The organism is Streptomyces sp. EDA2-14 (assembly GCF_054963755.1).
The window spans coordinates 71751-87127 of sequence record NZ_JBUEGE010000028.1 but is presented as its reverse complement, the minus strand read 5'-3'; the positions used below and the strand labels follow the sequence as shown (position 1 = coordinate 87127).

9 protein-coding genes are annotated in these 15377 nt (G+C 71.5%); 3 read left to right on the top strand and 6 right to left on the bottom strand.

The genetic code is table 11. The features are described from left to right. Window positions 1–13: 13 nt before the first annotated feature. The 6 genes from ACY34M_RS39155 to ACY34M_RS39130 form a co-directional block, all read right to left on the bottom strand. Window positions 14–1036, bottom strand: coding sequence for an oligopeptide/dipeptide ABC transporter ATP-binding protein (locus ACY34M_RS39155; protein WP_462723088.1), 1023 nt, complete (start codon window positions 1034–1036; stop codon window positions 14–16). Next, window positions 1033–2040 (bottom strand): ABC transporter ATP-binding protein, encoded by a 1008-nt coding sequence (locus tag ACY34M_RS39150; protein WP_462723089.1) that lies wholly within the window; start codon window positions 2038–2040, stop codon window positions 1033–1035. Before ACY34M_RS39150 ends, ACY34M_RS39155 begins: the two co-directional genes overlap by 4 nt. Beyond that, entirely contained in the window at window positions 2037–2975 is a 939-nt protein-coding gene (locus tag ACY34M_RS39145; protein WP_462723090.1) for an ABC transporter permease, read from the bottom strand. Before ACY34M_RS39145 ends, ACY34M_RS39150 begins: the two co-directional genes overlap by 4 nt. Further along, window positions 2972–4060: an ABC transporter permease gene (locus tag ACY34M_RS39140; protein WP_462723091.1), complete on the bottom strand. Its 1089-nt coding sequence runs from the start codon at window positions 4058–4060 to the stop codon at window positions 2972–2974. The genes ACY34M_RS39145 and ACY34M_RS39140 overlap by 4 nt, the downstream gene beginning before the upstream one ends. A gap of 38 nt (window positions 4061–4098) precedes the next feature. Next, window positions 4099–6000: an ABC transporter substrate-binding protein gene (locus ACY34M_RS39135; protein WP_462723092.1), complete on the bottom strand. Its 1902-nt coding sequence runs from the start codon at window positions 5998–6000 to the stop codon at window positions 4099–4101. Between the two features lie 268 nt (window positions 6001–6268). Beyond that, window positions 6269–9559 (bottom strand): SCO5717 family growth-regulating ATPase, encoded by a 3291-nt coding sequence (locus tag ACY34M_RS39130; protein ID WP_462723093.1) that lies wholly within the window; start codon window positions 9557–9559, stop codon window positions 6269–6271. Between the two features lie 298 nt (window positions 9560–9857). Between ACY34M_RS39130 and ACY34M_RS39125 the strand changes: the two genes are divergently transcribed. The 3 genes from ACY34M_RS39125 to ACY34M_RS39115 all read left to right on the top strand — a co-directional run bounded on the left by ACY34M_RS39125 (window position 9858) and on the right by ACY34M_RS39115 (window position 15339). Continuing rightward, on the top strand, window positions 9858–12056 hold the full coding sequence (locus tag ACY34M_RS39125; protein ID WP_462723094.1) for a protein kinase domain-containing protein: 2199 nt from the start codon (window positions 9858–9860) through the stop codon (window positions 12054–12056). A gap of 199 nt (window positions 12057–12255) precedes the next feature. After that, window positions 12256–14349: a protein kinase domain-containing protein gene (locus ACY34M_RS39120; protein WP_462723095.1), complete on the top strand. Its 2094-nt coding sequence runs from the start codon at window positions 12256–12258 to the stop codon at window positions 14347–14349. 69 nt (window positions 14350–14418) lie between these two features. After that, window positions 14419–15339 (top strand): protein kinase family protein, encoded by a 921-nt coding sequence (locus ACY34M_RS39115; protein ID WP_462723096.1) that lies wholly within the window; start codon window positions 14419–14421, stop codon window positions 15337–15339. The last annotated feature ends 38 nt before the right edge of the window (window positions 15340–15377 follow it).

Here is a 15377-nt window from a genome sequence, read left to right as displayed (position 1 = left end):
TTTTCCACGTGCGCTACTCGGCCGGGTCCCCGACCGCCGCCCAGTGGCACGCCACCTGTGACGTGGCCGCCCCCGTCAGCACCGGCAGGTCCACCGTCCGGCAGGAGTCGGCGACCCCCGCCTCGGCCGCCCGGCCGTCCGCCAGCACCTGGCAGCGGGCGTGGAAGCGGCAGCCGGCCGGGATGCGGGACGGGTCCGGGGGCTCGCCCGTGAGGACCACGGGATCGCCCTGCGCCTCCGGGAGGACCGACAACAGGGCCTGGGTGTAAGGGTGCCTGGGCGAGGTCAGGACGTCCTCCACCCGGCCCGTCTCCACGATGCGGCCCAGGTACATCACCGCCACCCGGTCCGCGATGTTCCATGCGAGGCCGAGGTCGTGGGTGACCACGAGCGCGGAGAGGCCCAACTCGTCCCGCAGGCGCAGCAGCAGGGCGAGGATCTCCCCCCGTACGGACGCGTCCAGGGACGCCACCGGCTCGTCCGCGACGATCAGCTCGGGGTCGAGGACCAGCGCGCCCGCGATGACGACGCGCTGGCGCTGGCCGCCCGACAGCTCGTGCGGGTAGCGCAGGAAGAAGCGCTCCGGCGGGCGCAGGCCCGCGCGGGACAGGGCGTTCGCCACCGCCTCGCGTTCGTCGCCCGCGTAGCCGTGGATGCGCAGCCCCTCGGCCACCGCGTCGTACACCGTGTGCCGGGGGTTCAGGGAGCCGCTCGGGTCCTGGAGCACCAACTGCACGCGCTTGCGGTACGACTTGAGCGCCTTCGAGGCGTAGTCGAGCGGACTGCCCGCGAACGTGACCCTGCCCGACGTCGGCTTCTCCAGGCCGAGCAGGGTGCGCGCCAGGCTCGTCTTGCCGCAGCCGGACTCGCCGACCAGCGCCACGATCTCGCCCGGCGCGATGTCCAGGTCGACGCCGTCCACGGCCCGCGCCTCGGCGGCGCCCCGCCGGCCGGGGAACGTGACGTGCAGCTGGTCGGCGCTCAGCAGGGCCCGCGAGGTCCGGGGAGCCTCGGGCTCGCGCAGCGTTTCTGTCATGCCGTCGTGCTCCTTGCTTCGACTTCCGTGCCGACGGCGTCGCCCGATGCGACGTGGACGCAGGCCGCCCGTCGCTCCGGGCCCGCGTCCCGCAGTACCTGGTCCTCGCTCGCGCAGACGTCGAGCGCCACCGGGCAGCGGGGATGGAACGTGCAGCCGGACGGCAGCGCCGAGGGGTCCGGCGGATCGCCGGGAAGACCGCGCGGGGCGAACCGGGACGCCGGGTCGCCGATGGTCGGGAACGCCGCCGACAGCGCCTTCGCGTACGGGTGCACGGCGCCCTCGTAGACCTGGAGCGCCGGGCCCTCCTCGACGACGCGGCCCGCGTACATCACCGCGAGCCGGTCGCAGGTGTCGGAGAGGACCGCCAGGTCGTGGCTGATCATGATCAGTCCGAGGTTCTCCTCGGTCACCAACTGCTCGATCAGGCGCAGGATCTGGGCCTGGATCATCACGTCGAGCGCCGTCGTCGGCTCGTCCGCGATGATCAGATCGGGCTCGCAGGCGAGCGCCATCGCGATCATCACGCGCTGGCGCTGACCGCCGGAGAGCTCGTGCGGGTACGCGTTCGCGCGCGCGGCCGGCAGGCCCACGTGCTCCAGCAGCTCGCCGACCTTCTTCTTCGCGCCCTCCTGCGTCGCCTTCTTGTGCAGGAGGATCGGTTCGGCAATCTGGTCCCCGATCCGGTGCACCGCGTTGAGCGAGTGCATCGCGCCCTGGAAGACGATCGAGGCGCCCGCCCAGCGGACGGCTCTGACCCTGCCCCACTTCATCGCGAGGACGTCCTCGCCGTTCAGCAGGATCTCGCCGGTCACCTTGGCGTCCTTGGGCAGCAGCCGGAGCAGCGCCAGGGCCAGGGTCGACTTGCCGCAGCCGGACTCGCCCGCGATGCCGAGCTTCTGGCCCGCATCCACGGACAGGTTCACACCGCGGACGGCCTGCGCCCCGCCGGCGTACGTCACCGTCAGGTCCTTCACCTGAAGCAGTGTCTGAGGCTCAGTCATGAACGCACCCCGAGCTTCGGGTTGAGGACGGATTCGACCGCGCGGCCGCACAGCGTGAAGGAGAGCGCGACGATCGCGATGGCGATACCGGGCGGGGCCAGGTACCACCAGTCGCCGGCGCTGACCGCGCCCGCCTCGCGGGCGTCCTGGAGCATGCCGCCCCAGGAGGTGACCGTCGGGTCGGACAGGCCGAGGAACGCGAGGGTCGCCTCGGTCAGGATCGCGGACGAGATGATCATCGTGGTCTGGGCGAGGACCAGCGGCATCACGTTCGGCAGCACGTGCCGGGTCATCACGTGACTGTGGCTGCCGCCGAGCGCGCGGGCCCGCTCGATGTACGGGCGCGCCTCGACCGAGAGGGTCTGCGCGCGCACCAGGCGCGCCGTCGTCGGCCAGGTCGTCACGCCGATCGCGATGATCACGGTCCACATCGAGCGGTCCATGACGGTCGCGAGCGCGATGGCCAGGACCAGCGTCGGCATCACCAGGAACCAGTCGGTGATCCGCATCAGCACGGTCGAGTACCAGCCGCGGAAGTGGCCCGCGACGATGCCGATGACGGTGCCGATCGCAACGCACAGGAACGCGGCGAGCAGTCCCACGGTGAGCGAGACCCGCGCCCCGTACACCAGGAGGGCGAGCACGCTGCGGCCGAACTGGTCGGTGCCCAGCGGGAATTCACCGCTCGGCCCCTCCAGTGGGCCACCGGGCGCGTCGGTCACGCTCTGCGCGTCCGAGCCGACCAGGACCGGCGCGAGAAGCGCGATCAGCGCGATCAGGATGAGCAGCCCGAGGCCCCACAGGCCGCTGCGGTGCGCGCGGTAGGACCGCCAGAAGCGGGCCAGGGACTGGCGCTTGCGGGCCCGCGCGAGGGAGCGCGCACTGGGCGCCTTCGGTGTTTTCGTGGGCGCGGGCCCGGTATCGGTCGTCGTCATCGGCCCACCCTCGGGTCGAGCAGCGGATAGAGGATGTCGGCGAGGGTGTTCGCGAGGATCACCGCGGTGGCGAAGACGAAGAACAGGCCCTGGACGAGCGGGAGATCGGGCACGGACAGAGCCTGGTAGAAGAGTCCGCCGAGACCCGGCCAGGAGAACACCGTCTCGACGAGGATCTGCCCGGCGACGACATGCCCCAGGTTCACGAACATCAGCGTGAACGTCGGCAGCATCGCGTTCGGCACCGCGTGCTTGCGCCGCACGCTGTCGTCGCGCAGGCCCTTGGCGCGCGCCGTCGTCAGATAGTCGCTGCCCATCTCGTCGAGCAGCGAGGAGCGCATGACGAGGAGCGTCTGCGCGTAGCCGACCGCGACGAGCGTGATCACCGGCAGGATCAGATGGTGCGCGACGTCGAGGACGTACGCGAACCCGGTCTCGCCGCCCGACTCCAGGCCGCCCGTCGGGAACATGCCGGGGATCGGCCCGATGCCGACGGCGAAGACGATGATGAGGAGCAGCCCCAGCCAGAACGCCGGGACCGAGTAGAGGGTCAGCGCGAACGCCGTGTTGAAGCGGTCGCTCCTCGACCCGTTGCGCCACGCCGTGCGCGTGCCCAGCCAGATGCCGAGCGCCGAGTACAGGACGTACGCCGTGCCCGTGAGCAGCAGCGTCGCCGGGAGCGCGTCGAGGATCTTGCCCATGACCGGGGTGTGGAACTGGAACGAGATCCCGAAGTCACCGGAGAGCGCGTCCCCGATGTACGACGTGAACTGCTTCCACAGCGGCTGGTCGAGGCCGTACTGGTGGCGCAGGTTCTGCAGTTGCTCCGAGGAGACCTTGCGGCCGCCGGTCATCTGCTTGACCGGATCGGAGGGGATCAGCCGGAACAGGAAGAAGCTGGTCACGAGGACGGCGAAGAGCGAGACGATCGCACCGCCGATCTTCGCGAGCGCGTACCTGACGTACGCCTTGGTGTTGCGGGCCCGGGGGCCGCGGGCGGCCGACGGCGGCCCGGCCGAAGCCGGGTCGCCGTCGATCTGCGCGTCCGCGGACCGCACGAGCGCGGGTGTGCTGTCAGCTGTCATGGTTCACATGTCTTCTTACTCGCGTAGCGACGCTTCGGTTACTCGCGCTCGTCCGCCGTGGTCCGGCGCCGCCTGGCCACGAAGACTCCGCCGCCGATGACGACGAGGGCCGCGACCACGATGCCGATCACGACACCGGTGGAGCTGGACGAACCGCTGTCCTCGCTGTCGGACCCGTCCGCGGGAACGGCCGACCACCAGCTCCAATACCCGTCCTGGCCGTAGATGTTGCCGGCCGCGGTGGGCATCGTCTGGATCGACTTGATCTGGTCGGTGCGGTAGGCCTCCACCGCGTTCGGGTACGCCATGACATTCATGTACCCGGAGTCGTAGAGCCAGGACTCCATCTTCTTCACGGTCTTCGCGCGCGAGGCCGGGTCGTAATCCGCGAGCTGCTGGTTGTAGAGCTTGTCGTAGGTCTTGTCGCAGATGCCGTTGTCGGTCTGCGCGACCTCCTTCGGCTTGCTCGGCAGGGCGGCGCAGGTGTGGATGCCGAGGACGAAGTCCGGGTCCGGGTTGACCGACCAGCCGTCGAAGGCGACGTCGTACTCACCCGCGTACCAGGGCACGGAGACGTCGTCGACGCAGTTCAGCTTGAGGCCGATGCCGATCTTGCCCCACCACTCCTTGAGGTACTTGCCGACCGCCTTGTCGTTCGGGTCGGTGGCGTGGCACAGCATGCGCAGGGTGATCGGCCTGCCGTCCTTGCCGACGCGCTTGCCGTCCTTCATCTTGTAGCCCGCGTCGTCGAGCATCTTGCCCGCGGCGTCGGCGTCGTAGCTCAGCTGCTGATCGCCCGAGGGCTGCCAGTAGTAGTCCTGGAAGCGCGGCGGGATGTAGCCCTGGCCGCGCACGGCGTGGCCCTGGAAGACCTTGTCGACGATGGTCTTGGTGTCGACGGACCGGAAGAGTGCCTGGCGGAAGTCCTTGTCGAGCAGCGCCTTGTTGCCGTCGCCGAACTTCTTGCCGTCCTTCGTCCGCCAGCCGGGGTTCACGGCGATCGCGTAGAAGCGGCGTCCTGGCCCCTCGTTGACCTTGATGTCCTTCTCGCCCTTGAGGGACGCCGCCTGGGCGGGCGTCAGGGCGGGGGAGCCGGCGACGAAGGAGACCTCACCCTTGCGCAGGGCGGCGACCGCGGCGTCCTGGTCCTTGTACGTCTTGAAGACGATGTTCTCGAACTGCGGTGTCTTCGTCTTGCGCCAGAAGTCCGGGTTGCGCTTCAGCTTCACGTACTGGTCGGTCTTGTAGCCGGTCACGACGTACGGGCCGTTGCCGACGATCGGGAACTTGTCGTCGTTGTTGTACTTCGAGTAGTCCTTGACGTCCTTCCAGACGTGCTCGGGCACGATCGGGATGTCGAGGGCCGTCATGGTCGCCTGCGGCTTCTTCAGCTCGACGACGAGCTCGGTGTCGCTCGGTGCCGTGACCTTCTTGAAATTGCCGACGAACGAACCATTGGCGGTGGCCGCACCGTCGTCCGTCATCATTTTGTTGAAGGTGAAGGCGGCGTCGTGGGCGGTGGCCTTCTGTCCGTCCGACCACTTCGAGTTCGAGCGGATGGTGTACGTCCACGTCAGCTTGTCCGAGGAGGACTTCCACTTCGTGGCGAAACCCGGAATGACGTGGTTGTCCTTCGGGTCGTAGTTGGTCAGGTACTCGTACATCAGGCGGTGGATGCTCGTACTGACCAGGCGGGTCGCCAGGAAGGGGCTCAGCGAGTCGACGCTCTGCGCGACGGCCACGGTGAGGGTCTTGTTCTTGCCGTCGTCGGCCTTGGCCTTGGCGGCGGCTTCGGCCTGCTGCGGCGCCGGGTTGAGCGGCGTGGCGAGACCGGCCGTGAGAGTGAACGCCGCGGCACCGGCAGCCAGGAGTATCCGCGCTCCGCGCCGTGCGGGGCGTGCCGTTCTGTGGTGCGTGTCTTGCTGAACTGGTGTGTCCATCGGCGGTGACCTCGCGCATCGCTCGCACAGCTGGGCTGGATCCGACTTTTTCGGGTGGATTGAAGTGTTGGTTTATCAGCGGCAGTTGAGGAACGTCAACGGTGGGTGAACCCCATGTGGCCTGCGGAAATAACGAGTTGACCTGCATTTCACGCACATTGGTCAATACCTCTGACGCTGTGCAGGCCAGAGGATGACACCCGGATGGGGGCAGGACACGCAAAAGGCCCGCACCGGCGTTCGAAAGGTGCGGGCCATTTGCACGGAGTTACTGCTGTGGGGGTGGCGGTGGGGGCTGCCAGGTGGGCTGGGGCGCCTGGGGAGCCTGGGGGTGTGGGGGGTTCTGCGGGTGCTGCGGGTGCTGTCCCCGGCTGAAGCCCTCGGCGACCATCGCGGAGAGGTCGAAGTACGCCTCCCGCACCTTGGGGCGCATCATGTCCAGGTCGACCTCGGCGCCCGCCGCCAGGTGCTCGTCGAACGGGATGACGACCACGCCGCGGCTGCGGGTCCGGAAGTGGCTGACGATGTCGTCCACCTTGATCATCTTGCCGGTCTCGCGGACTCCGGAGATGACGGTGAGGGAGCGCGCGACGAGTTCGGTGTAGCCGTGCGCCGACAGCCAGTCGAGCGTGGTGCTGGCGCTGGACGCGCCGTCGACGGACGGCGTCGAGATGATGATCAACTGGTCGGCGAGGTCGAGGACTCCGCGCATCGCGGAGTAGAGGAGACCGGTGCCCGAGTCGGTGAGGATGATCGGGTACTGCTTGCCGAGCAGGTCGATCGCGGACCGGTAGTCGGCGTCGTCGAACGTCGACGAGACCTCGGGCTCCACATCGTTCGCGATGATCTCCAGGCCCGAGGGGGTCTGTGAGGTGTACTGCCGGATGTCCATGTACGAGTGCAGGTGCGGGATGTTCTGCACCAGGTCGCGGATGGTCGCGCCGGTCTCGCGGCGGACGCGGCGGCCGAGGGTGCCGGCGTCCGGGTTGGCGTCGATCGCGAGGATCTTGTCCTGACGCTCGGAGGCCAGCGTCGAACCGAGGGCCGTCGTCGTGGTGGTCTTGCCGACGCCGCCCTTGAGGCTGATCACGGCGATCCGGTAGCAGGACGAGACGGGGGTGCGGATGAGGTCCAGCTTCCGCTGGCGCTCCGCCTCTTCCTTCTTCCCGCCGAACTTGAAGCGTCCGCCTCCGGCGCTGGGCGCCTTGCTCTTCTGCTTCTGCCGCTTGCTGTTCACCAGCCGGTCGGCCGACAACTCGACGGCGGCGGTGTAGCCGAGCGGGGCGTTCTGGTCGGGGGCGGGGTAGCTCTGCGGAGGCGTGGGCGCGGCCGGGGGCGCGGGCTGGCCCGGGGCGGCCTGCTGGGGCAGCGGTTGGGCGGGGGCGTGCTGCTGAGGGGGCGGCGGGCCGAAGTTGGGGTGCTGCGGGGGGTTGGGGGTGCCGCCCGGTTGGGGGTGTGGTTGCGGTTGCGGGAAGCCGTAGCCCGGTTGGGGTTGGGCCTGGGCCTGGGCCTGGGCCTGGGGGAAGCCGTACCCCGGCTGGGGCTGGGGCTGGGGCTGGTGTTGGGGCGTGGGCATCGGCTGGGCGGGAGGCTGAGGGTGAGCCTGCTGGGGGAAGCCGTAACTGCCCTGCGGAGCGGGGGTGGTGGGCGACTCCGCGTTGACGGGGGGCGGGGCGAAGCCGTAGCCGGGTTGTGGGGCGGGGGCGTCGGGTGTGGAGGGGCCCGGTTGGCTCGGGGGCGCCGGTTGGGCCGGAGGTGTGGGGTAGCCGTAGCCGGGTTGTGGGGTGGGGGCGTTGGCCGCGGGCGGGGCCGACTGGTCGGGGGCTGGCGGCGCGGGTGTCGGTTGGGCGGGAGGCTGGGGGTAGCCGTAGCCGGGCTGTGGGGCAGGGCTTTCGGGTGCGGGTTGGGCCGGAGGCTGCGGGAAGCCGTGGCCCGGCTGGCCCTGGGGCGCAGGTGTCGATTGGGCAGGGGGCTGGGGGTAGCCGTAGCCGGGCTGGCTTTGCGGCGCGGGTGTCGGTTGGGCGGGAGGCTGTGGGAAGCCGTAGCCGGGTTGCGGGGGTGTGGGCGCGGCGGGTTGTTCCTGCGGTGCGGGCGACGGTTGGGCGGGGGGCTGTGGGAAGCCGTGGCCGGGCTGGCTCTGGGGCGGGGGTGTCGGTTGGGCGGGGGGCTGCCGGAAGCCGTAGCCGGGCTGGGGCGTGGGCTGTGCGGGCCAGGCGTTCGGGGCGGGCGGAGGCTGCTGGCCGGGTGCGGCGGGCGGCTCGGCCGGCTGGAACGACGGTGGCAGCGGCGGGACTCCACCTTCCGGGGGTGGCGGGGGAGCCCAGCCCGCCGAGGCGGCGGGAGCGGCCGGAGCGTCCCCTGACGCCACGGGAGTCGGGGCGGCCAGGGCGTCGCTGACGGAGGGGGCGGCGGATTCGGCGGCGGGCGCCGTCGGATCGGCCGTGGCCTCGGTGGTGGATGCCGCAGGTTGCGGCAGGGGCTGGGTGCCGGTCGCTGTGGGGTGTGGCAGCGGGTCGGCGTCGGCCGTCGTGGGCTCCGTGGCCAATTCGGTAGCGGGCGCCGCGGTCTGCGGCATGGGCTGGGCGCCGGTCGCTGTGGGGTGCGGCATCGGGTCGGCGTCGGCCGTCGTGGGCTCCGTGGCCAATTCGGTAGCGGGCGCCGCGGTCTGCGGCATGGGCTGGGCGCCGGTCGCTGTGGGGTGCGGCATCGGGTCGGTGCCGGCCGCCGTGGGCTCCGTGGCCGATTCGGTAGCGGGCGCCGCAGGCCGCGGCATCGGCTGGGCGTCGGCAGTCACGGTCTGCGCAAGCGACGGCGCGTCGGCAGTCACGGTCTGCGCAAGCGGCGGCGCGTCGGCCGTCACGGGCCGCGGCAGCGGTTGCGCGTCGGCCGGTGCAAGCTCCCACGTCGTCTCGGTCTCGGGCGCGGTCGCCGCACGTTCGGTCGGCGATGCGTCAGCGGATGCCGTGGTCTCGGTGGCTTCCGGTAGCGGCCCGGCGTCGGCCGCCGCAGGCATCCCGAGCCCCTCGGCACCGCCCGCCGCAGGCTCCGCCACCGCGCCGGAGGCGACGGCCCCCGCCCCATTCGTCGGCGCCGCGAGGGGAAAGTCGGTGTCGTCGGAAGGCGTGGCGCGGGCGCCGGCCGTGTCGATGTCGACGTGCACCCGGTGGGCCTCGACCCAGGCGCGGGCCCGTTCCTCCGGAGTCGGGACCTCGGCGGCGGGCGGAGCCGCTGGCGCTTCCCCGAGGGCCGCGAGCTCCGCGAAGCTCTGCGTCAGGGACGGCGCGGAGAACCGCAGGGTGGACCCACTCTCCAGGTCACCGCTTCCCGGCTCCCCGTTCGCCACGCTCTCGTCCGTCGGGCCACCGACGTCCGTACCCCAACCCCCAGGCCCCGCCGAAGGCACCGCGTTCCCGGTCCGCGACGCCGCCTGCTCGTACCAGGGCGGCGGGGCGTAGTCGATGGTGAACTCGCCCGTCTGCTCGACACTGGACCTCGCGGCGGAGGGGTCGCCGACGGGTGAGCCGTCGCCCCCGCGGACCTCGTCCCGATCGCTGCTCACAATGCCTCCTGGTGTTCGAGCACCGGCGTGCCTCCCCCTGCCCCCTGACGTACGCGCAGCCCGCGTAGGAACACAGGACACGCCGTACCCAGCCTAATCACCAAAACCGGCCGCACGTCAGGCCCGTCCACACCCCGTCGACTAGACTCGCCGCGCTGTGACAGGGGAGGTCATGGCTTGGACCGGGGCGGGGGAGGATGCGGCGTGCGGACTCGAATCAGGGGCGGCGCACCGCCCGAACGCGTAGAGCACCCCAACTGACCTGCTCCGCACCCGACCACGGCGAGAACTCACACCCATGCCTACCGCGCTCACCCACGACGACCCCGTCAGCCTCGGCCCCTTCCGCCTCGTCGCCCGGCTCGGCAGCGGCGGCATGGGCACGGTGTACGTCGCACGGACCGCCGGTGGGCGCACCGTCGCCGTGAAGACGATGCACGCCGGGATCGCCGCAGACCAGGCCGGACGGACCCGCTTCCGCCTCGAGATCGACGCCGCGCGCGTCATCGGCGGCCAGTTCGGTGCGACGGTCGTGGACGCCGACCCGCTCGCCGCGACGCCGTGGCTGGCCACCGAGTACGTGCTCGGGCCGCCGCTCGACGAGGCCGTGGAGACCGGCGGTCCGCTCCCCGAGCCGACCGTCCGCGCGCTGGGAGCCGCGCTGTGCGCGGCACTCGGGCAGCTGCACCGCAGCGACGTCGTGCACCGCGACCTCAAGCCGTCCAACATCCTCGTCACGGCGTACGGCCCGAAGGTCATCGACTTCGGTATCGCCCGGGCCATCGGCGACGACCGGCTGACCCGCACCGGATCCGCCGTCGGCACGCCCGCCTTCATGTCACCGGAGCAGGCCACGGGCCAGGACCACGGCCCGGCAGGCGACGTGTTCGCGCTTGCCGGGGTGCTGGTGTTCGCCGCGCGCGGCAGCGGCCCGTTCGGGCACGGGCAGGCCGCCGACCTGCTGTACCGGGTGCGGTACGGGGAGCCGGACCTGACCGGGGTGCCCGCCGGACTCGTCCCCGTACTGGCACGGTGTCTCGACAAGGACCCGGCGCGGCGCCCCAGCACGCAGGAGCTTGCGGCCCAACTGCACACAGGACACGGCGAGTTCGCCGACCACCTGTCCGAGGCACTGCTCGGTGACATCGGGCGCCGGGCCACCGACGTATGGCAGATCGCCCCGCAGCGCCTTGCCGCGCCGTTGAACCACACCGTGCCGCCGACCACCGCCGTGGACTCCGCCACCGGCCCCGTCTCGCGGCGGCGCTTCCTCGCCGCCGGTGGCGTGCTCGGCGTCGGCGCGGTCGCGGCCGGGACCGCCTGGTGGTGGACCGGACGCTCCTCCGGCGGGCAGGAGGCGGCGGACCCCAAGGCCCGCAAGGTCGACCCCAACACCCGCAACCTCGACCCCATTTGGAAGGGCACGGGCTACTTCGAGAGCAGCGTCGTCAAGGGAAAGGCGATCATCCCCGCCCTCGTCGACGGGGTCGCCGTCGTGATGCGCGGATACGCCCGCGGTCTCGCCCTGTCCGACGGCAAGAAGAAGTGGGACGACCACATCGGCAGCGGCTGGCAGTGGGCCGCGGCCGACGGCACGCTCTACCACCTGTCGTACACCGTGTACCAGGACGACCGGGCGGGCGCGCCCGTCACCGTCGACAGAATCGATCCGAGCACCGGCAAGAAGACCAGGACGCTCGCCCGCCTCGCCGACACCACCGACCATCTGGAGGGGAACCAACTCCTCTGCGTCGCCGACGACATCGCCTACGTGGCGGTGGGCAAGGGCAAGGGCGACGAGATGGGCTACAAGGCCGCGCAGAAGTGGACGCTGCGCGCCGTGAACTGCAAGACGGGCAAGACCCTGTGGTCGAAGCCGCTGCCCAAGCGGGACGACCTCGACCAGTCCATGCACATCCTCGGCGCGAAGGTCGCCGGCGGGCGCCTGATCACGTTCCAGCAGATGAAGGAGGACGAGACCCACATCGTGGCGCGGGACATGAAGGACGGCCGCGTCCTGTGGAACGTCCCGTACGCCGTTGAGGACGTGGCCACCCTGTGGGCCGAGATGGCCGTCGACGACACACATGTCTACATCGGTGGCACCCTGCTGCGCGCACTGCGCCTGAAGGACGGCAAGGAGGGCTGGCGGACCCCCGCGGGGCGCGCGTACGGTCCGCCGACGGTCGCCGACGGCGTCGTGTACTCGGTGGGCGAGGGCGTCGGGCTCACCGCCCTCCGGGCCGGTACCGGAAAGCGTCTGTGGGTGGAGAAGGACGGCAGCGCCGACGAACAGTCCAGGGCGTGGCGGCCACTCGTCGGCAAGAGCTGCGCCTACTACCGCAACGGCGGGCAGTTGCGCGGCATCGACCTCAAGACCCACGAGATCGCGTGGACGTACAAGACGGACGGCGACCGGTTCTACGCGGATCCCGGTCGCACCCGCATCCTCTCCATGAGCGACCAGGCCAAGCTGTCCGCGTACCCCATGAAATGACACGACCCATGACGCGACACGATCCATGACGCGTGACTCGACCCATGACATGACACGACCCACGACCCATGACGCGTGACCCGACCCATGACACGACACGACTCATGAAGTGACACGTCCCATGACGTGACACCGCCCAAGAAGTCCCCCCACGCACACACGTACGTCCCACGACCGCCCCCTCGGCAGAAGGCCCCACATGAAACCCCTCGGCATCGGCGACCCCCTCCGCCTCGGTCCCTACCGCGTCCTCGGCGTCCTCGGCGAGGGCGGCATGGGCAAGGTGTACGTCGGCCAGGACGGCGCCGGGACGCTCGCCGCGGTCAAGGTGCTCAAGCCCGAGCTCGCCCATGACACGAACCTCGCCCAGCGGTTCGTGCGCGAGGCGCAGGCCGCACAGGCCGTGCGGGGCAAGGGAGTTGCGAACGTCCTCGGCGCGTGGACCGAGGGCGGGCGCCCGTGGATGGCGACCGAGTTCCTGGCGGGCCTGACGCTCGACCAGGCCGTCGAGGCGCACGGACCGCTGCCCGAACCCGCCCTGCGCGCCCTCGCCGCCTCGCTCGCACACACCCTCGCCGACATCCACGCGGCCGGCTTCATCCACCGCGACCTCAAGCCGCCGAACATCGTGCTGACGTCGACGGGCCCGCGCATCATCGACTTCGGCATCGCCCGACCCGAGCACGGACTGACCCTCACCACGACCGGCGAGGTGCCGGTGACCCCCGGCTACGGAGCCCCCGAGCAGGTGCTCGGCCGACGCGTCACACCGGCCGCGGACATCTTCTCGCTGGGCGCGGTGCTCGTGTACGCGGCCAGTGGGCGGCGCGCGTTCGACGGCGGACACGTAGCAGCAGTGCAGTACGAGGTGGTGCACGGCGAGGCGCAACTCCACGGAATCGCACCGGAGTTGACGTCACTGATCGCGCCCTGCCTCGCCAAGGACCCCGCCCACCGCCCCACGCCCGCACAGATCGCCGAGGCGATGCGGCCGCCCAAGGGAGCGGAGAAGACCTGGCGGCGCGGTTCCATCGCCGACGCGATCACCGAGCGGGAGACCGGCGCCCGGCACCTGGCCACCGCCGTCGTGGGCGGAGTGCAACCGCAGAAGCCCGCCATGTCCCGAAGACGCCTCCTGACGACGCTCGCCGTCGGCGGCACCGTCGCCGCGGTGGGCGGCGGGACGGCCGCGTGGTGGTACGGCTCGCGCCCGGACAGCGCCCTGTTCGACATCCCGGCCGCGGCCAGGACCCCCGTACAGCCACTGAAGTCCAAGCCGACCGACGACTACGCCCGGGACGGCGGGTCGATGAACCTGTGGTCCGTCACCACCGCCGACGCCACCTCGCCCGAACTGCTGCCCGTGCGCGACGTCCTGGTCTTCGCGCTCGGCTCCGGCGGCATCGGGGCGTACGGGGTGGAGAAGGGCAAGCGGCGGTGGTCCGCCGACGGGCTGCGGGCCAAGGCCGGGTACCTGTCGCTGGCCGACCGGCTCGTCGTCGGCGCGGACGACCAGGGGACGCTGCACACCTTCGTGCCCTCCACCGGCGCCGCGAAGTGGACGTGCACGCAGGCCGAGGCGGACATCCTGCTCGCCGCGGACGCCGACGCCGTGTACGTGGTCACGAAGGACGAGCGGCTGCGCTGCGTCGGTGCCTCGGACGCCGAGGTCCGGTGGACGGTCACCGTGCCCTCGAAGTTCCGCGGCAAGCTGCACGGCCCCGCCGCCGTCGGCAGCGGCCGCCTCGTCGTCCCGTCCAGCGACGGCACCGTGCTCGTGGTGCGTACCGAGGACGGCCGCAAGGCATGGACGCAGGACCAGGAGTCCGAGTCGGTCGTCCGCCCCGCCATCGCCGGAGGCATGGTCTACCTCAACGGCGCGACGCTGGAGTCGTACAAGCTCGGCAACGGAAACCGGGAGTGGAGCACCCTGCAGATCGGCGGCACCGACTCCGTGTACAGCAAGTGGGGACCGCCCGAGGTGCGGGGCGACAAGGTGTACGCCAACGCCGTCGACGTCACCCGCTGCCACAACCGGGCCAACGGACAGCAGGAATGGTTCGCCGTCGGCACGTCCACGGCGAGCCGCGTGCTGGCGCAGGGCACCAGCATCTGGTCCGTCGACGACGGCGACGGCATCGGGGAGCTCCAGCTGAAAGGCATCCCGGGCAAGGACGGCAAGAACGCCTGGACGTCCCGGTACTCCCGGCCCCACTACTCCCAGCTCGCCGCCCACGGCAACCGGGTCTTCCTGCTCCGCGACAGCACGGTGCAGGCGCTGTCCGTCTTCTGAGCGACGGGTACGCTCAGGAGGCTTTTCGTTCGTATCGGGGGACCGGGAACATCGGGGGAGTGATCGCACGTGCACGGCACAGGGGTGCAGCAGACGGGCCCGTACCTGCTGCTCACTTCCATCGACCAGGAGGGCCGCTCGCCCGCCGCCCGCTCCATCGCCCGCACGCCCGGCGGCGACCGCACGGTCCTGCTGAGCACACCCGTCCCCGGCGTCGACCCGAACCGCTTCATGGCGGAGGCGGACGCGGCGCGCTACTTGCTGGGCAGTTGGACCCTGCCCACGGTCGAACTCGCACCGCCCGGCGGCGCCCCGTGGCACGCGCGCCCGTACGTCCCCGTGCTGCCGCTGCCCACCGCGCTCGCCCTGCACGGCGGACCGCTGCCGGAGCGCACCGTGCGCGCCCTGGGCGTCGCGCTCGCCGAGACGCTGTCCGTCGTCCACGGCCAGAGCCTCGTGCACGCGGGCGTCTCCCCGGCCGCCGTACTGCTCTCCTTCGACGGCCCCCGGCTCGACTGCTTCGGCGCGGTACGGGCCGCGGCGCCCGAGGGAGCGGTGCGGCGCGACCTGCCGGGCATCGACGGCACGGCCCTCGCGCCGGAACAGGCGGCGGGCGGACAACCGCGCCCGCTCGGGGACGTCTACGCCCTGGGTGCGACCCTCGCGTACGCGGCGACGGGCCACACGGTGCCCGAGCGGGAGGAACTCCCGGCGTCGCTGCGGTCCTTGGTCGGCAGGTGCTTGTCACGGGACCCGGTGCGGCGACCGCAACTGGTCGAGCTTGTCGCCGAGTTGAGCCAGGGCGTCGGCGCCGCGGCGGGCCGGCCGGTCGGCTTCGGCGCCACGGACCACGCCTCGGCGCTGCTGAGGCCCGGCTGGCTGCCCGCGCGTCTCGTCGCCGCGCTGGCACACCAGGCGGCGTCGGTGCTGGACGCGGACGTGCCGGTGCCTTCGACGACGACGGCGACCGCGCCGGGCACCTACGGGTGACGGCCGGTCCGGTGACGGTCGGCCGGGTGACGGTCGGG